Genomic DNA, 15760 nt, shown 5'->3' with positions numbered 1-15760 from the left:
CTTACATAAACAAATTGGCGACCAACGACTGCAAGTTTTCCAATACAAACGGCAGCGCCACTTGAAACACCGGCTCAATCGTATAGCGGTCAAGCGGCGTGAGCACAAGGATGAGAAAAATGAGCGCCCCGTAGCTTTCCCATTGCGTCATTTTCGCCCGCAGCCCATCCGGGGCCAAGTCTTCAATAATACGATACCCATCAAGCGGCGGAAACGGCAATAAATTAAACAAAAACAAGACAGCGTTCAAGCTGATAAAAATTTGGAAAAACAGATCAAACCCGGCCGCAAACCAATCTGGCAGCGCCCGCATGAGGCCGAAATCGATCATCGCGTACCAAATGACAAATCCAAGCGCGGCAAGCACGAGGTTGCTCAGCGGTCCGGCAACCGACACGAGAATGCCGGCAAGGCGCGGATTTTTGAAATAAAAGCGATTGACTGGCACCGGGCGCGCCCAGCCAAACCCTGCGAGAAAGATAAGCAGGGTGCCAAGCAAATCCAAATGGGCAAACGGTGATAACGTCAGCCGCCCTTGATTTTTCGCCGTCGGATCGCCGAACTTGTAAGCAACGTAGGCATGGGCGAACTCATGCACGGAAAATGCTAACGCCAGCGTCAAGAGCACGTACGGAATTTCACTTAACGAATACGGCAAAATTCGATCCACTTCATAAACTCCTTTTCCCTATATTCACTATCTTTAGTATACATGATTAGCAGAAAAAAGTGGACTGAACTTCCTCATCCCGTGGTATAATAAGCGCGACAGCACTCGACAATGAAATGGGGGGACAACCGTGCCGTACGTAACGATCAAAATGCTCGCCGGCCGCACGGATGAACAGAAGAAAGCGCTTGTTGAAAAAGTGACGGACGCCGTCGTCGAGACGACAGGGGCGAAACGGGAGAGCGTTGTCGTATTCATTGAAGAAATGACGAAAGACCATTATGCGATCGCCGGAAAACGGCTGAGCGACACAGAGTGACACAAGAGCGGGGGCGCATGAAGCGCTCCCGTTGCATTTTTAGGAAAAAACGAATATTATTTATAATGGTTTCTGACATTGTTCGTTTTTTAGGAGGTGGCCCATGATTCGTTTCGCAGAGAAACAGACTGACCGCAAAACGGAATTTCTCGCTGGCCTGACGACTTTTTTCACCATGGTGTACATCATCGTCGTCAATCCGGTCATCTTATCAGATGCCGGCGTCCCGTTTGAACAGGCGTTCACCGCCACCGTCATCGCGACCGTCGTCGGCACGCTATGGATGGCCATCTTTGCCAACTATCCGATCGCCATCGCGCCCGGCATGGGGCTGAACGCCTATTTCGCCTATTCCGTCGTCGGCTCGCACGGCGGCATTTCGTACGAAACCGCGTTTTCCGCCGTGTTTGTGGCAGGAATGTTGTTTTTGCTGCTGTCGCTCACCCCGCTCCGCAGCAAGCTGATCGAAGTGATCCCCGACAGCTTAAAACACGGCATCACCGCTGGCATCGGGCTGTTTATCGCCTTTATCGGCCTGCGGCTGACCGGAATCATCCAAGCCCATCCGCAAAATTTGGTCGCGCTTGGCGACTTGCATGCCCCGTCGGCCGTGTTGACGCTCATCGGCCTGGCGGTGACGCTCATTCTGATGATGCGCGGCGTCAACGGCGCCCTGTTTTACGGCATGGTCGTCACCGGCATCATCGCCTATGCGACCGGGCAACTTCACTTTGACAAAGGCATCGTCTCGCTGCCGTCGCTGCCAGAAGGGCTGATCATTACCAATCCATTCGCGGCCATCGGGGACGTCATCGGCCATAGTTTGTACGCGGTCGTCTTCTCCTTTTTGCTCGTCACACTCTTTGATACGACCGGCACAATGATCGGCGTCGCCCAGCAAGCCGGACTGATGAAAGGGAACACGCTGCCGCGCGCCCGCGAGGCGCTGTTGGCAGACTCGGTCGCGACGACCATCGGCGCCATGTTTGGCACAAGCCCGACATCAGCGTACATCGAGTCATCAACCGGCGTCGCCGCTGGCGGACGCACCGGCTGGACGGCGCTCGCCGTCGCTGTCCTGTTTGTCATCGCGGCCTTTTTCAGCCCGCTGGTCGGCGCGGTCGCCGGGTTATCGGCCATCACCGCCCCGGCGCTCATCATCGTCGGGAGCTTGATGATCAGCAATATCGCCCATATTTCGTGGCATCAGCTCGACGAGGCGTTCCCGGCCTTTCTCATCATCTTAAGCATGCCGCTCACCTCCAGCATCGCGACCGGCATCGCGCTCGGCTTCATCTCGTACCCGCTCTTAAAAATCGCCCGCGGCCGCTGGCGCGATGTGCCGTTGCTGCTGTACGTGCTGGCGGTGCTGTTCTTTTTGCAGCTGGCGTTTTTGCCGCATTAACCAAAAAGAAGAAGGAGGTGTCCCAAAAGGATCGGGACACCCTCTTTCGTCTCTATATATACGCACTAACCGCTTCTTTCGCACTATATTTTGTGTCTATCCTGAAGACAGACGGCTTTTTGGGTCAGCCCCTTTTCGTCTATGGCCAACTGATGATACGTTGAAGCAGCTTTTTCCGCCCGCCTACACGCGAGTTTTGTTGTGGCATCGGCTGCGCAGCGCCTCAATGTACGCGTACGCCTCCTCGATTTCTTCTTCCGTATAGCGCTGCTTGCTTTTTAACACCGCAATTTTCTCTTTCACTTCGTCTTTCGGCAAATGTTCAAAATAAAGTACGGTGGACACAAGTTCCAAAAAACGGGCATTTTGTTCGTTCATCGCTTGCATGCATTCGGCAAGACCCGGCATGTCCCAGTCATAATGGCGCAAAAACTGTTCGCCCGCTTCGGTCAATGTATAGCGATATTGCATATAACCGCTCTTTTTCTCTTTCACTTCATGCAAAAAGCCGAGCGCGCACAGCTCTTCGATGCGGCATGTCAGCTCTTCCGAATACGGGCCGTAAAAGTGGAAATCGAATTTCTCGTAAAACGGAAAGTCGAGCTTTTTCGCGATGTAGATCATTTTTTGCAGCTTTTTGCGGCCGGCAATTTCCCCGGCGGCCGCCAACGCCTTCATTACTTTCGCATGCTCTGTGAGCACTCTCCGTCATCTCCTAACCCTTTAAAATTTCCATAATCTTTTTCTTCACTGTCCGCTTCGTCGACAAGTCTTCCAGGAAATCAGCTGGGAAATACAGCTTATGGTCGGTGCGCCGTTTCCCGGAAATGGCGTCAACGAGCACCGATTCGCGCGACAGCTCGCGAAGCTCCCCGTTTGGCATCAACAAATAAATCGGCAGGCGCTCTCCTTCCTCGCCCGGCCGGTAAAAGTCATACGGCAAATCGGACGACGAATCGACGACCAAGTAGTAGTCCGGGTCAATCCCTGCTTTTTGAAACAAACCGGTCAGCTCAATGAGCTTCGCCATTTGCTCGTTCGTCGGATGGAACTCCGTATATTTGAACAGGCGGCGGCGGACAAACCGCTGGCACAGATCGCTTAAAATCGGATCCCGTTCGTATTGCCATTGCTGGAAGTAAAACAAGATGACTGCCTCATCCAGCGCCAAGTAATCGCCAAGCGGCGCGTTTCCCGCAAAAAACGACAAAAAGTGAACCGGCTTCGTCTGAAAACGATACCCCTCTTCATACAGCTTTTTCGCCCGATGCAAAATTTTCGTCAAAATGACTTCCGCACTGCGCGTCACGGGATGAAAGTACACTTGCCAATACATTTGGTAGCGGCTCATGATGTAATCCTCGACCGCATGCATGCCGCTTCGTTTGATGACGACTTGGTCTTCGCGCGGGCGCATGACGCGCAAAATGCGCTCCATGTCAAAATAGCCGTAGCTGACGCCGGTGTAGTAGGCATCGCGCAACAAATAATCCATCCGGTCGGCGTCAATTTGGCTCGAAATGAGGCTCACAACAAGCTTGTTCGGGTACGTTTTGGCGATCACTTCAGCGACCCTTCGCGGAAAATCGTCATCCACTTGGCGAAGTGCGGCGTTCACTTCTGTATCGCCTAAAATGATGGCCTGTGTAAAATCTTCGTGGTCAAGGCGAAACACTTTTTCAAATGAATGGGAAAACGGGCCGTGCCCTAAATCGTGCAAGAGCGCCGCGCATAGGCAAAGAAGGCGCTCGCTATGATCCCAATGATCGCGGCCGACAAACACGTCGTCAATGATGCGGCGGATGATTTCGTAAACGCCGAGCGAATGGTTAAACCGGCTGTGCTCGGCGCCGTGAAACGTCAAATATGTCGTGCCGAGCTGCTTGATGCGGCGCAGGCGCTGAAATTCTTTTGTGCCGATCAAATCCCAAATCACTTTGTCGCGAACATGTATGTATCGGTGCACCGGATCTTTAAACACTTTTTCTTCGTCAAGCTGCCCGCCGGAATACATCGCATCCTCCTCTTCCGTCTCCAACATACATCTATTATACGCCGTTTCTTTTGGCAAAGAAATAGTTGACTTTTTTCTCCGTCTTTCTCCATTATTGACGGAAAAAACAAAAAATCACCTTCTTTCGGCAAAGAAGGTGATCGGTTATCGCTTTTTCAACCTTTCAGCAATTTTATCAATCAGTTCGTCTTCCGTCAGCGCCGCCACCGGACGGTTGTTGACGAAAGCAAACGTCTTTTTCCGCCCTGGGCCGCAATACGACTGGCAGCCGATTTTGATGACCGCATCCGGATCCAGCTTTTTGAGGCGCGGAATCAATGTTTTTAAATTCGGCGCCTTGCAGTCGTCGCAAACGCGAAACTCATTCGCCATCACTCGTCATCCCTTTCCGCAGCGTTTGCTTTGTGTATTCTACCGCTTTCGTGAGAAAATTGCAAGTTGGCATGCTTTCACCCTTGTAATTTGCCAATCCCATAAACTTGCAACGTATAATTTTTTTCCTTTTGGTCCACCCTTTTACTAGCATGGGAAAAAGGAGTGGAGAACAATGAAACAACGGCAAGACGCTTGGACGGAAGAAGACGATTTATTGTTGGCAGAGACCGTATTGCGCCATGTGCGTGAAGGGAGCACCCAGCTGAACGCGTTTGAAGAAGTCGGCGACAAGCTAAATCGGACATCGGCCGCCTGTGGCTTTCGCTGGAATGCCGTCGTCCGCCATCAGTACGAAGAAGCGCTGCAGCTGGCGAAAAAGCAGCGAAAAGAGCGGCTGCGGCTGCTGGCCAAACAAGGCGGCGCGAAAAAGCGGCGCCTGTATGAACCACCGATGCCGTCATTGGAGGAGTTGGGCGATGTGATGCAGCTGCCAGCTGTCGTCCCATCCTCTCCGCCGCAACAAGTGACGCTTGATCAAGTGATCGCTTTTTTAAAAACGTTCCAATCCCATGAGCGGAAACGGGAGGCGCTGATCAAAGAAAACGAGCGGCTGCGCCGCGAAATTGACGAACTAAAGCAAAAAAATAAAGAACTTGAAGAAAAGGTTGCTAAATTAGAAGAAAATTCGTCGACCGTCCAAGAAGATTTTGAGACGCTCGTGAAAATCATCAACCGAGCGCGCAAAATGGTGTTAAAAGAGGAAGAAGAGCGGGGGCTGACCTTCCGTATGGACCCGAACGGAAACTTAGAGAAAATCGCCGAGTAACGAAAAAGGATGCCGGGTGAAAAGCCGGGCTGATCCCAAAACGCACTCGCGTTTTGGGATCAGCCCCTTTTTTGTTGGCGAACGTCCATCATTCGCGCCAAGGTTGGGCAGGGCATGGGTCGCGGTCAGCAGCGACGAAGCGCCTTATCGAAGCGAAAAGGGCTTTACGGCTCGACTTCTCTCATCGGCTCTCCTGAAGATACGTTGGCATTTCGTTCGACGATGCGCGCCCAATACTGCTCATACCAATTCCATTCGCCGTTCTCGAGGGCAGACGAATATAGCTCGCCGCCAAACGACTGCAGCGTGCGCCAAAGGGCGACAAGCAGCTCATCGATCGACAACTCGCAGCCGAGAAGCTCAGACAGCGACGCCATGACAGCTGGGACAACATCGGGGTAGGCGAATTTCGTTTTCTCTCCTTGGCGGCCGAGCTCATAAAAGCGGCGAATCAGCTCAGCCCGCGCGGCTCCGCTCCCGTTGACGCAAAGGTAGATTTGCACGGCAACGCCGCCGCGCACCCGACGTTGCGAAATGCCGGCAAATTTTTTGCCGCCAATGCTCAAGTCATAGCTCCCCGGGCAATACGAACCGACGATTTCCCCCGCCTCAACGCGGGCGCCGTATGAGGCAAGCATGGCGGCCATGAGCGCGTACATCGCCTCATACCCTTGCTCGATGGCAATCGTGTTTTTCGTTTCCGGAAAAATGAGCGAAATATTCAACACCCCGCTGTCAAGGACAACGGCCAACCCGCCGGAATTGCGGACGACGACGCGATACCCTTCCTGGCGCAAAAACGAAATGGCCTCATCGATGTACGGAAGCTTCGTATCAGCGGCGCCTAAGACGACGGTATTCTCATGCATCCACGTGCGGACGACCGCATCCGACTGTCCCGCACCAACCGCGGTGCATAATGCATCATCGATGGCAAACGATTGTTTCGCATCAAACAGCGGACCGAAATGCGACTGGTCGATGACCCGCCATTTCGGCTGCCGCAGCAATTCATGGCCCATCGCGAGCAACCCCTTGCATAGATCATTCCAACTCTATTCATTATAACATAATCGCCATTAGCAAATGGCGCAAAAAGGACAAGGGGCGCATGCCTCCCTCGTTTTTATCGAGCGGCAGCCCCGTCACTCCCCAAGCGACTGGGCAGCGGTGATGAGCGCGAGCTTGTAGGCGTCTTCGGCGCTGCAGCCGCGCGATAGGTCGTTCACCGGTTTGTTCAGCCCTTGCAAAATCGGGCCGACCGCTTCAAAACCGCCGAGGCGCTGGGCGATTTTGTAGCCGATGTTGCCTGCCTCAAGGCTCGGGAAAATAAAGACATTTGCGTCCCCTTGAATGACCGAGTCCGGCGCTTTCTTTTTCGCCACCTCTGGCACAAACGCGGCGTCAAATTGAAACTCACCGTCTAGGATCAGATCCGGCGCCATTTCCTTCGCCAACCGCACCGCCTCAACGACTTTTTCCGTCTCCGGCGACGAGGCCGACCCTTTCGTGGAAAAGCTTAACAGCGCCACGCGCGGCTTAAGGCCGAACATTTTCGCCGTCTGCGCGCTCTCGACCGCAATTTCAGCCAAATCTTGGCTGTTAGGAGCAATGTTGATGGCGCAATCGGCAAACACATATTTTTCGTCGCCGCGCACCATGATGAACACGCCGGACGTTTTGCGAACGCCTGGCTTCGTTTTAATGATTTGCAAGGCTGGTCGGACCGTATCCGCCGTCGAATGTGCCGCCCCGCTGACGAGGCCGTCGGCCGCTCCCGTATAAACGAGCATCGTACCGAAATAGTTTTCATCGAAAAGCAACTCGCGCGCCGTTTCTTCTGTCACTTTCCCTTTGCGCCGCTCCACAAACGCCGAAACCAGCTCATCAAACCCGCCATAGCGGCGCGGGGTGACAATCTCCACCCCTTCAAGCGGCAAGCCAAGCGCCGCGGCTTTCACCCGCACAGCTTGCTCATCGCCAAGGACGATCGGCTGCAGCACTTGCTCCGTCGCCAAACGGCTCGCCGCCGTTAAGATGCGGTCATCGGTTCCCTCGGGAAACACGATTTTTCGACCCGTACCGGTTACTTTCGCTTTTAATGCCGTAAATAAATCGGTTGTCACGATCCAATCCTCCTTATGCTAGGCCAGCCTGCCCCGGTTAAAGCGCACCCGGCTCATTTCGGCATCCACAAGCCATTTCCACTATTAAGCATACCGCTTCTCGCCAGAAACGCAACGCAGGTAAGCCTTTACAACAAATAATTCACCTTTTGCCACAATTCAGTCTACTTCCACTTTGATACGCTGATAGCCGCTTTTTTGGGCAAACTGTGATATAGTGATACTGTACAATTTGTTGATAAGGAGTGACGATGATGAGCGAAGCGGCCCAAACGTTGGACGGTTGGTATTGTTTGCACGATTTCCGCACGATCGACTGGAGCGCGTGGAAAACACTGCCGAACGAAGAGCGCGAGGCAGCGATCAGTGAGTTTTTAGCGCTTGTCGACCAATGGGAGACGACTGAAAGCGAGAAGCAAGGAAGCCATGCCGTCTACACGATCGTCGGGCAAAAAGCCGATATTTTGTTCATGATTTTGCGGCCGACGCTGGATGAGCTGCATGAAATCGAAACAGCGCTTAACAAAACGAAACTCGCCGACTATTTATTACCTGCGTATTCGTACGTTTCGGTCGTGGAGTTGAGCAACTACTTGGCGTCCGGCAGCGAAGATCCGTACCAAATTCCAGAGGTGCGCCGCCGTTTGTATCCGATTTTGCCGAAAACGAACTACATTTGCTTCTACCCGATGGACAAGCGGCGCCAAGGCAACGACAACTGGTACATGTTATCGATGGAACAGCGGCGCGAACTCATGCGCGCCCACGGCATGACCGGCCGAAAGTACGCCGGCAAAGTGACGCAAATCATCACCGGCTCCGTCGGCTTGGATGATTTTGAATGGGGCGTCACCTTGTTTTCGGATGATGCACTCCAGTTCAAAAAGCTCGTATATGAAATGCGCTTTGACGAAGTGAGCGCCCGCTTTGGCGAATTTGGCTCATTTTTCGTCGGCACCCGGCTGCCGGTGGAAAAGGTGCCTTCTTTCCTCCATGTATGAAGCAAAGCCCCGAACGATACGGGGCTTTGCTTCGTTTTCGCTGCTTTTTGGACAATCATCCCGCTTTTCTGTCATATGCGGCCTGACCGCTCCATACACATAAAAACAGAAAATCTCTTCAGAAACATTCTATTCGTGTGTCACCATTTTCTTGTTCCACCAATAGCCTATTACTGTCGAAATTCACAACGACTGAGGTGACGATATGGGTCAGATCGCTCCCTCCATTGTAGCCCACACAGAAGAGGAAGTAAAGTTGTTGGCTCGGCTCATGCGAGCTGAAGCGGAAGGAGACGGGCGGCTTGGGATGCTCATGGTCGGCAACGTCGGCGTCAACCGCGTCATCGCCGACTGCCTTGACTTCCGCGGCATCCGCTCTATCCGGCAAATGGTGTTTCAAAGCCCGGGCGGTTTTGAGGCGGTGCAAAAAGGGTACTTTTACCAACGGGCGCGCGAAGTGGACATCGGCCTAGCCCGCCAAGTGCTCCGCGGTTGGCGCTACCACCCAGCGACAAACGCCCTTTGGTTTTTTAAACCACCTGAAGGCCAACCGTGCCCACCGCAATGGTTTGGCCAGTGGAACGTCGGCCGCTACAAATCGCATTGCTTTTTTGCACCGACTCCATCCGACTGCCCACGCGTCTATTCTTAATATTGAGGAGGGTTCTTTATGCCGAACAATCCAGAAAATCAATTTTATCCACCTGATGAGGAGCAACAATCATTTTATTATTCGCCGTTCGGTCAAGAACGGCAACAACCGTATGCATCCTATCCATACGGCTATCCGTATCCGCAGCCGTACTATCCGGCGGCGTACCCGTATTATTACTATCCGCAAGCGGCTGCCGCTCCAACCGTGACGCCGGCGACAGCCGCCGCTCCGACGTTCGGTTTGCAGGCGCCGACGTTCACGGCCCCGACACCGACGCCGACCACCGCCGCTGCGCCTGCGGCGGCAGGAGCGGCGATCCCGGGGATGCTGCCGCTCGAAGAGTCGTACATTGAAAACATTTTGCGGTTAAACAAAGGGAAAGTCGCTACCATCTATGCGACGTTTGAAAACAACCGTGAGTGGAATGCCAAGGTGTTTCGCGGCGTCATTGAAGCGGCTGGACGTGACCATGTCATTTTAAGCGACCCACAAACAGGCACACGCTATTTGATCCCGATGATTTACCTCGATTATGTCACGTTTGAAGGAGAAATCGCCTACGAATATCCGTTTGCCGGCGCTACAGCCGCAACACCGCTTGCTACGTATTCTCCACGCTAAACGGAAAAACTGTCTTTTGACAAGAAGGTTGCCGATGGCAACCTTCTTTTTTTGGTTGACGTGATGGCCATCACAAGCTGCTACTACACGGCCTTATATAATGGTGGTAAATGACACAAAAGAGGTGTCTACTGATGGTTTGGACGTCGCGTGATTTCCTGCTGGGGGTACATCTTATCGCGGCGATCATGTGGGTGGGGGGCGTGGCATTCATCGGCTGGGCAGTGTATCCAGCCTCCCAATTCATGCCGCCTCTTGAGCGCCGGCAATTTTTCCGCTCGCTCATGCAGTGGTCGCATCGGCCGCTCGCCGCGGCAAGTGCCGTCGTCATCGCCACTGGCATATGGCTTGGCACAGCCGCCGGACCGATCAACCGTTGGGCAGATGTATGGCAGACCGCCTATGGCCGTGTATGGCTGACCGCCCTTCTCACAGGCATCGCAACGCTCGCTTGGGGGATGTTCGTCGGCTACCGCAAGGCGATGACGGTGTTTTCCAATGAAGACCTTTGGCGCCAAGCCAATGGCGGTGACGATGCGCCGTTAAAAAAAGCGATGACCTCGATCATTGCCGTTCAGTCGGTCGAAGCGGCCGGATTTGTCGTGCTCATCGTATGCATGCTTTTACTCTCCTAACGGAAACGAGGGGTTCGCATTGCGATATGAACATCGTGAAGAAGATCGGCATTGGGTTTACCGTTTTTCATGGCTTCACTTAATGCGCCCGCCGACATGGAGCGGAACGATCAGCCCTGTGCTGGCCGCCACCGCGCTGGCGGCGAAAAAGGGCGCCGTTCGGATCGAGGTGCTGCTGGCGATGTTAGCCGCCTCTGTGCTGATTCAGTCAGCCGTCAACATGCTGAATCTCACATTTCGCACCCTAACAAGGTCAAAACAAAGGATTTTTTATTTAGTTTTTCAGAATAACTTTTTGACCAACACGACGAGCGATGGCTATCCTTTTTTTACCATCGCTGGTCGTTCCGTATGACGTTACACGTAAATGCTCTCATCCAGCCCCAACCCCTGCAGAATCCTTCGTTGTTCAGGGGTGAGGGAGCGATCCAGTGAGCGTTGGATGCGTCCATCCGGCAGCTCCAGGAGGACGACGTTCACATATTGAAACAGCTGGAAAATCGCCTGCCCCGTCGGTCGGGTCAGCTTGCGGCCTCCGGCGCCCTTTAATGGGTGTTCGGGTGTGATGAACTGGCGCACCCGGCGCTGAAAGACGCGGTAAATGGCCAAGGCCAAGAGAAACAAATAGCCCAATACCGCAACTCGTTCTGGCTTTTTGACATAGATCTCATCCGTGAAAAAAGGGTCTTTCAAAAAAGCGAAGTTCATTTCCACCGAGATCTGCCCTTTATATAGCTTCAAGATCTCTTGGGCATCCATTTGTTGGCCCTTCCATTCCTCCGGAACGGTCGTGACGAGGACAAACCGGGACGCTTTCCGTCTTGCCTGTTCCCACGCGTTTGGGTCGAATTCGACGTCAAGGCGCAAGAGATACCGCGTCTCCATCTCGGGTTCCGCCCCTTTTTTCGGCCGTCCGCGCCGTTTTTTCGGGCGTACGATCTCTTCGACCGCGGCCTTGACCTGATGAAACCGTGGGCGAAGGGACGTCTTGAGGGACGCCAAGGCTTGTTCAGCGTCTTCCCGGCACGAGAAAGGGTGGCGCTCCCAATGGGCTTGTTCCTCGCGAAGAAGCTCCGCTTCTTTGGTTCGTTCTTTTTCGAGCGTCTTTCCTTTTCGCTGGTCGAGCGCACTCGATTCGACGACGATCAGCCGAACGGGGTGGCCTTCATAGGTGGAGGATGTTTCCCATACCCGGTACGTGGCGCCGTTTCTCTCCGCCAGCGTAAAGGGGTCGCTCCACGGGATGTGGGCCGAATCGGCCTCCGCGAATGCCCGTTTGACGATGCGGAGCGACGAAGGGCCTCGGGTGATCAAAAAGGCGTTGACCGCTTTGGTTTGCGCCAGAGTGTCTTTTGTCATCGCGGCGGAATCGGCCACATAAATCCATTCGTCTTCAATCTTGGCTTGTTTGAGCTGTTCGTGGACACGGGACAGCACCTCCGGATTCCACGTTTTGTCAGGCAGGTTGCCGTCGTGCACATCGCCGTAAAACGGGATGCCGTCCTCGTTGCCGACCAGTCCGAAGCCGATCTGTTTTTGCCAACGATGATGGCGGTTATAGCCATGTGTGATCTGCAAAGCCTCTAATGAGGCCGATTCATACGCGCCGTAAACCGTCTTGTCCGTCGTATCGGCGTGAAAGGCTCGGAGGGAAAGGCCTTCTTTGCGATAAATGTGAATCAAGCAAGTGCTGATCACCTTGTGAATATCGGCCTCATACAAGCGGTCGAGATGACGAGCCAAGGCATCGTCGTTCAACCAGGAAGGATGGAGACCGGGACGGATGAGTTTCTCTAGATCGATCTCCTGAGCCCATCGTTCCACGTGAACGAGGGCTTGCCGGCCGTCAAACATATTGTAGATGATGGCCTGAACGGCATCGCTGACTCGAGTCTGGCACTGTGGATCAACGGGAACGAGATGGTCAATCAATTGGGGCAGGCCCAGTTTCTTGAATAGGGCACTTATTATATTCAAATAATAATTGCGATAGACCTTTTTGACTTGAACGTTCATGAGAGAAAAACTCCTTCACTTTCCTTGTATGTCAAGGATTCATTCGACGATGGACACAAAAAATCCTCCCGATTTTCGTTGGGAGGGTGCGAAATGTGAGCTGAATGACTATTTTGATCGGTTGCGCGGCCAAGACGATGACAAATGGACGAACGGGCATGGCCATGGACCTGCCCATCGCTCGATCCCTGCCGTTGCTGGCGCCATGCTGGCCGTCGCGGTTGCGTTAGGCGCGTACTTGGCGTGGCAAAGCGATCCAGCCATCGCGTGGATCGGCGCCGCAGCGATCATCTGCGGGATCGCCTACTCAGCCGGGCCGCGTCCGCTCGCCTCGCTCGGTTTAGGTGAGTTGACCGCCGCCGTTTGCATGGGGCCGGTCGTGACCGCACTCGCTTATGCCGTACAAGGGCATGTTCCAGACACCGCTCTGTTTGCCTTGTCCATCCCGTTCGCCTTGCTGATCGCCTCGATGATTTTGACAAACAACATCCGCGACATCGAAAAAGACCGGCCGTTTCGCCGCACATTAGCCATCCGGCTCGGACGGAACAACGCCGTGCGCCTTCTCGGGCTTCTTCTCGTCTCCGCCTACTTGTCCATTGCTGCTTTGATCGTTTGGCATATCGTTCCTTTGCTTGCCGCGGTCACAGGGCTCGCGATGCCGCTTGCCATCCGGCTTCGTCTCTGTTTCCGCCCCGGCGCTAGTCGAACCGAGGAAAGAAGCGGCATGAAATGGGCCGCCCGCCATCATTGGGCCGTTGGACTGTTGTTGACGTTGAGTCTATGGCTTTCGCTATAGAGCGGAGAGGGACGGCGGCAAAAAAACGGAGCGCTCCGCTCCTGCGCTCCGTTTACAACCATTTTAATGCCGCATATCCGATCATCACCCAAGCGATTAAAAAGGCGACGCCGCCAAACGGGGTGATGGCGCCAAGCGGCTTGATTTGCGTAACACTTAATACGTACAAACTGCCGGAAAACAGCACAATCCCCGCCAGCATCACCCAGCCCGCCGCACCGATCAGCCCGACATTCGGCGCCTTGCCAGCGAGCAATCCGACAACAAGCAGCCCTAATGCGTGGAACATCTGGTATTGGACCGCCGTTTTCCAAATCTCCAAATAACGATCCGGAATCTTCCCTTCCAGCCCGTGCGCGCCAAACGCTCCCAATGCGACGGCTAAAAACGCATTGAGCGCGCCGAGAAGGATGAATGTTTTCATAGCTGTTCCGCCTTTCTAATGAAAGATTGTTTTCCCTCATTCATTAATAATAATGGGAATGTTCCCCGACAACAAATTACTAATGTATGTCAGCCACTTCACTCGACAGAACCGGTCAATGGGGAGCGCTACCGACAAGACCCGCATCCAAGCCGGAGAACCGCTTCTTGTTCTTTGGCGCAAACAAGGACAAGCGGTTTAAAGGAGTTCTGTTGATCAAGAATCCCTGTGGAGAAGGCCGTTCCACGGGGATTCGCTGTCCCACTCTCAGAAATCCAGCAACGACTCTCCGTTCGCCTCATCGTCAATGTCAGGGGAGCGTCCCCCGACAGAAACGGCTCCAAGCGAAAGCCCGCCAGCAACCGAAATCGGCCCGCCGACGACAAGCGGCCCGGCTGCGGCAGACGAAGCGGACGGCTGCGGATGGCTTGTTGCCTCCAACATCAAATCGCATAAAACGCGAATGGCGGCGACGTGTTCACGCACCCGCTGCAGGTCGTTCGTGGACCTCGCTTTCCGCAGCTCATCTTCCATCTTGGCGATAACGGCCGCAAACGAGATGGACATCATTCTCTCCTCCTTATTCAGCACGGACGCCGATGTTTTCGATTTGCCAGTCGATCGGTTCGCGTCCGCATTTCATCAAAAACGCGTTCGTCCGCGAAAACGGGCGATGGCCGAAAAAGCCGCGCGCGGCGGAAAACGGGCTCGGGTGCGGCGCTTCAATAATCAGATGGCGCGGATTCGTAATCCGTTCTTTTTTCTCCTGAGCGTTCCGGCCCCAAAGCAAAAAGACGACCGGATCGTCTTTTTCATTGACGAGTTCAATGACGCGGTCGGTGAATTGTTCCCACCCTTTGCCGCGGTGGGAGTTCGCCTGGCCGCGGCGGACGGTCAGCACCGTGTTTAACAATAACACCCCTTGCTCGGCCCATTTCACGAGATAGCCGTTATCTGGTATGTAGCAGCCAAGGTCATCATGCAGCTCTTTGAAGATGTTGACTAATGACGGCGGCACCGGTACGCCGGGCTTGACGGAAAAACTCAACCCGTGCGCCTGCCCCGGGCCGTGGTACGGATCTTGCCCGAGCAGCACGACTTTGACGTTTGCATACGGTGTATAATGAAGGGCGTTGAAAATATCGTGCATATCCGGATAAATCGTCCGCGTTCGGTACTCCACTTTTAAAAATTCGCGCAGCTTCAAGTAGTATGGTTTTTGAAACTCCTCTTCAAGCAGCGGAGCCCAGTCGTTTTTGAGAATCGGCATTGCGAGCAACTCCTTTGCCATCGGCTTTTTCCTTTTATCATTGTAACCAAAAAGACCCCAGCGTCAAAGCGAAGTGAATGTTCAGATTGAGGCAACCACAGCGAAACCTGTTTCCCCAACAGGAAATGCGCCAATCCCCTGCCTCAGCCATCAAAAATTGAGGGAAAGATCAAAATATCCACGAAATCAACCAGCGGAGCAGCCAGACGCCAAGCAACACGTATAAAAAAATGATCAGCGCCCCAGCGGCCCAATTCGTCGGTTTGCCTTGCTTGGCGAGCTCTTCCGCCCGCGCCCGGTGTTCGGCGACGATGTCTTTCGGCAGCCATTTCAGCGCCAAGTAAATGCCTAGCGGCACAAGCAACAAATCATCGATATACCCAAGAACCGGAACGAAATCGGGAATCAAATCGATCGGGCTGAACGCATACGCCGCAACGCCAAGCATAAAGAGCCGCAGCCAGACAGAGATGCGCCGATCGCGGCTGGCCGAATACAAGACAAAAATTTCCCGTTTCAGCGCCCTTGCCCATTCTTTCCACTTTGTGAACATCGCGTTCCCCTGCCCTTTCCTGTTTCATATAGTATAAAATATGGGTATAGG

At 53.8% G+C, this 15760-nt stretch carries 20 protein-coding genes; 9 read left to right on the top strand and 11 right to left on the bottom strand.

Annotated features, from left to right (window positions below; genetic code table 11):
* Position 1: 1 nt before the first annotated feature.
* Positions 2-670, bottom strand: coding sequence for a site-2 protease family protein (locus ACVX3G_RS03255; RefSeq protein ID WP_014196980.1), 669 nt, complete (start codon positions 668-670; stop codon positions 2-4).
* Positions 671-800: 130 nt separating this feature from the next.
* Between ACVX3G_RS03255 and ACVX3G_RS03250 the strand changes: the two genes are divergently transcribed.
* The gene (locus tag ACVX3G_RS03250) at positions 801-989 is read left to right on the top strand and encodes a 2-hydroxymuconate tautomerase (RefSeq protein WP_014196981.1); all 189 of its coding nucleotides are present in this window, start codon (positions 801-803) and stop codon (positions 987-989) included.
* Positions 990-1092: 103 nt separating this feature from the next.
* A complete protein-coding gene (locus ACVX3G_RS03245) occupies positions 1093-2394 on the top strand; it encodes an NCS2 family permease (RefSeq protein WP_021321333.1) in 1302 nt (433 codons plus the stop codon).
* A 183-nt stretch (positions 2395-2577) separates the two neighbouring features.
* Here the strand turns inward: ACVX3G_RS03245 and ACVX3G_RS03240 are convergent, their stop codons facing one another.
* From ACVX3G_RS03240 to ACVX3G_RS03230, 3 genes are all read right to left on the bottom strand, one after another.
* On the bottom strand, positions 2578-3096 hold the full coding sequence (locus ACVX3G_RS03240; protein WP_014196983.1) for a YwgA family protein: 519 nt from the start codon (positions 3094-3096) through the stop codon (positions 2578-2580).
* A 13-nt stretch (positions 3097-3109) separates the two neighbouring features.
* The gene (locus tag ACVX3G_RS03235; RefSeq protein ID WP_021321330.1) at positions 3110-4408 is read right to left on the bottom strand and encodes an HD domain-containing protein; all 1299 of its coding nucleotides are present in this window, start codon (positions 4406-4408) and stop codon (positions 3110-3112) included.
* A 144-nt stretch (positions 4409-4552) separates the two neighbouring features.
* Positions 4553-4780 carry a YuzB family protein gene (locus tag ACVX3G_RS03230; RefSeq protein WP_011232879.1) on the bottom strand — a complete coding sequence of 76 codons (228 nt, stop codon included), beginning with the start codon at positions 4778-4780 and terminating at the stop codon, positions 4553-4555.
* 175 nt (positions 4781-4955) lie between these two features.
* Between ACVX3G_RS03230 and ACVX3G_RS03225 the strand changes: the two genes are divergently transcribed.
* Entirely contained in the window at positions 4956-5609 is a 654-nt protein-coding gene (locus ACVX3G_RS03225; RefSeq protein WP_014196985.1) for an RsfA family transcriptional regulator, read from the top strand.
* Positions 5610-5773: 164 nt separating this feature from the next.
* On the opposite strand, the gene lipL is transcribed toward ACVX3G_RS03225, so the two are convergent.
* The gene (gene lipL, locus ACVX3G_RS03220) at positions 5774-6631 is read right to left on the bottom strand and encodes an octanoyl-[GcvH]:protein N-octanoyltransferase (protein WP_014196986.1); all 858 of its coding nucleotides are present in this window, start codon (positions 6629-6631) and stop codon (positions 5774-5776) included.
* Positions 6632-6754: 123 nt separating this feature from the next.
* Entirely contained in the window at positions 6755-7735 is a 981-nt protein-coding gene (pta, locus tag ACVX3G_RS03215; RefSeq protein WP_021321328.1) for a phosphate acetyltransferase, read from the bottom strand.
* 254 nt (positions 7736-7989) lie between these two features.
* Between pta and hemQ the strand changes: the two genes are divergently transcribed.
* The 5 genes from hemQ (at position 7990) to ACVX3G_RS03190 (ending at position 11002) form a co-directional block, all read left to right on the top strand.
* Positions 7990-8736: a hydrogen peroxide-dependent heme synthase gene (hemQ, locus tag ACVX3G_RS03210; protein WP_021321327.1), complete on the top strand. Its 747-nt coding sequence runs from the start codon at positions 7990-7992 to the stop codon at positions 8734-8736.
* 205 nt (positions 8737-8941) lie between these two features.
* Entirely contained in the window at positions 8942-9388 is a 447-nt protein-coding gene (locus ACVX3G_RS03205; RefSeq protein WP_011232884.1) for a cell wall hydrolase, read from the top strand.
* Positions 9389-9406: 18 nt separating this feature from the next.
* A complete protein-coding gene (gene gerQ, locus ACVX3G_RS03200) occupies positions 9407-10012 on the top strand; it encodes a spore coat protein GerQ (RefSeq protein WP_014196990.1) in 606 nt (201 codons plus the stop codon).
* A gap of 134 nt (positions 10013-10146) precedes the next feature.
* Complete coding sequence (locus ACVX3G_RS03195) at positions 10147-10647, top strand: hypothetical protein (protein ID WP_014196991.1); 501 nt, start codon at positions 10147-10149, stop codon at positions 10645-10647.
* A 19-nt stretch (positions 10648-10666) separates the two neighbouring features.
* A complete protein-coding gene (locus tag ACVX3G_RS03190; RefSeq protein WP_025039038.1) occupies positions 10667-11002 on the top strand; it encodes a hypothetical protein in 336 nt (111 codons plus the stop codon).
* Between the two features lie 2 nt (positions 11003-11004).
* Here ACVX3G_RS03190 and ACVX3G_RS03185 read toward each other — a convergent pair whose 3' ends face one another.
* A complete protein-coding gene (locus ACVX3G_RS03185; RefSeq protein WP_014194800.1) occupies positions 11005-12663 on the bottom strand; it encodes an IS1634 family transposase in 1659 nt (552 codons plus the stop codon).
* Positions 12664-12712: 49 nt separating this feature from the next.
* Here ACVX3G_RS03185 and ACVX3G_RS03180 point away from each other — a divergent pair, with 49 nt between their 5' ends.
* Positions 12713-13462, top strand: a complete 750-nt coding sequence (locus ACVX3G_RS03180; protein WP_025039371.1) for a prenyltransferase — start codon at positions 12713-12715, stop codon at positions 13460-13462.
* Positions 13463-13514: 52 nt separating this feature from the next.
* Here the strand turns inward: ACVX3G_RS03180 and ACVX3G_RS03175 are convergent, their stop codons facing one another.
* The 4 genes from ACVX3G_RS03175 to ACVX3G_RS03160 all read right to left on the bottom strand — a co-directional run bounded on the left by ACVX3G_RS03175 (position 13515) and on the right by ACVX3G_RS03160 (position 15709).
* Complete coding sequence (locus ACVX3G_RS03175) at positions 13515-13886, bottom strand: DUF423 domain-containing protein (protein ID WP_014196993.1); 372 nt, start codon at positions 13884-13886, stop codon at positions 13515-13517.
* Between the two features lie 267 nt (positions 13887-14153).
* On the bottom strand, positions 14154-14453 hold the full coding sequence (locus ACVX3G_RS03170; protein ID WP_025039370.1) for a YwdI family protein: 300 nt from the start codon (positions 14451-14453) through the stop codon (positions 14154-14156).
* A gap of 13 nt (positions 14454-14466) precedes the next feature.
* On the bottom strand, positions 14467-15156 hold the full coding sequence (locus ACVX3G_RS03165; RefSeq protein WP_013524842.1) for a uracil-DNA glycosylase: 690 nt from the start codon (positions 15154-15156) through the stop codon (positions 14467-14469).
* 169 nt (positions 15157-15325) lie between these two features.
* Positions 15326-15709, bottom strand: a complete 384-nt coding sequence (locus tag ACVX3G_RS03160; protein ID WP_014196995.1) for a YkvA family protein — start codon at positions 15707-15709, stop codon at positions 15326-15328.
* Between the last annotated feature and the right edge of the window lie 51 nt (positions 15710-15760).

Source organism: Geobacillus sp. PLS 41 (genome assembly GCF_056494105.1).
The sequence above is the reverse complement of the archived record's forward strand: the minus strand, read 5'-3'. Positions and strand labels throughout refer to the sequence as shown.

Bases quoted from the DNA above. Each gene is read 5' to 3' on its own strand.
- ACVX3G_RS03245 (WP_021321333.1), top strand. From the start codon at position 1,093: ATGATTCGTTTCGCAGAGAAACAGACTGACCGCAAAACGGAATTTCTC.
- ACVX3G_RS03235 (WP_021321330.1), bottom strand. From the start codon at position 4,408: ATGTATTCCGGCGGGCAGCTTGACGAAGAAAAAGTGTTTAAAGATCCG.
- ACVX3G_RS03230 (WP_011232879.1), bottom strand. From the start codon at position 4,780: ATGGCGAATGAGTTTCGCGTTTGCGACGACTGCAAGGCGCCGAATTTA.
- ACVX3G_RS03225 (WP_014196985.1), top strand. From the start codon at position 4,956: ATGAAACAACGGCAAGACGCTTGGACGGAAGAAGACGATTTATTGTTG.
- lipL (WP_014196986.1), bottom strand. From the start codon at position 6,631: ATGGGCCATGAATTGCTGCGGCAGCCGAAATGGCGGGTCATCGACCAG.
- hemQ (WP_021321327.1), top strand. From the start codon at position 7,990: ATGAGCGAAGCGGCCCAAACGTTGGACGGTTGGTATTGTTTGCACGAT.
- ACVX3G_RS03205 (WP_011232884.1), top strand. From the start codon at position 8,942: ATGGGTCAGATCGCTCCCTCCATTGTAGCCCACACAGAAGAGGAAGTA.
- gerQ (WP_014196990.1), top strand. From the start codon at position 9,407: ATGCCGAACAATCCAGAAAATCAATTTTATCCACCTGATGAGGAGCAA.
- ACVX3G_RS03195 (WP_014196991.1), top strand. From the start codon at position 10,147: ATGGTTTGGACGTCGCGTGATTTCCTGCTGGGGGTACATCTTATCGCG.
- ACVX3G_RS03185 (WP_014194800.1), bottom strand. From the start codon at position 12,663: ATGAACGTTCAAGTCAAAAAGGTCTATCGCAATTATTATTTGAATATA.
- ACVX3G_RS03180 (WP_025039371.1), top strand. From the start codon at position 12,713: ATGGACACAAAAAATCCTCCCGATTTTCGTTGGGAGGGTGCGAAATGT.
- ACVX3G_RS03175 (WP_014196993.1), bottom strand. From the start codon at position 13,886: ATGAAAACATTCATCCTTCTCGGCGCGCTCAATGCGTTTTTAGCCGTC.
- ACVX3G_RS03170 (WP_025039370.1), bottom strand. From the start codon at position 14,453: ATGTCCATCTCGTTTGCGGCCGTTATCGCCAAGATGGAAGATGAGCTG.
- ACVX3G_RS03165 (WP_013524842.1), bottom strand. From the start codon at position 15,156: ATGCCGATTCTCAAAAACGACTGGGCTCCGCTGCTTGAAGAGGAGTTT.
- ACVX3G_RS03160 (WP_014196995.1), bottom strand. From the start codon at position 15,709: ATGTTCACAAAGTGGAAAGAATGGGCAAGGGCGCTGAAACGGGAAATT.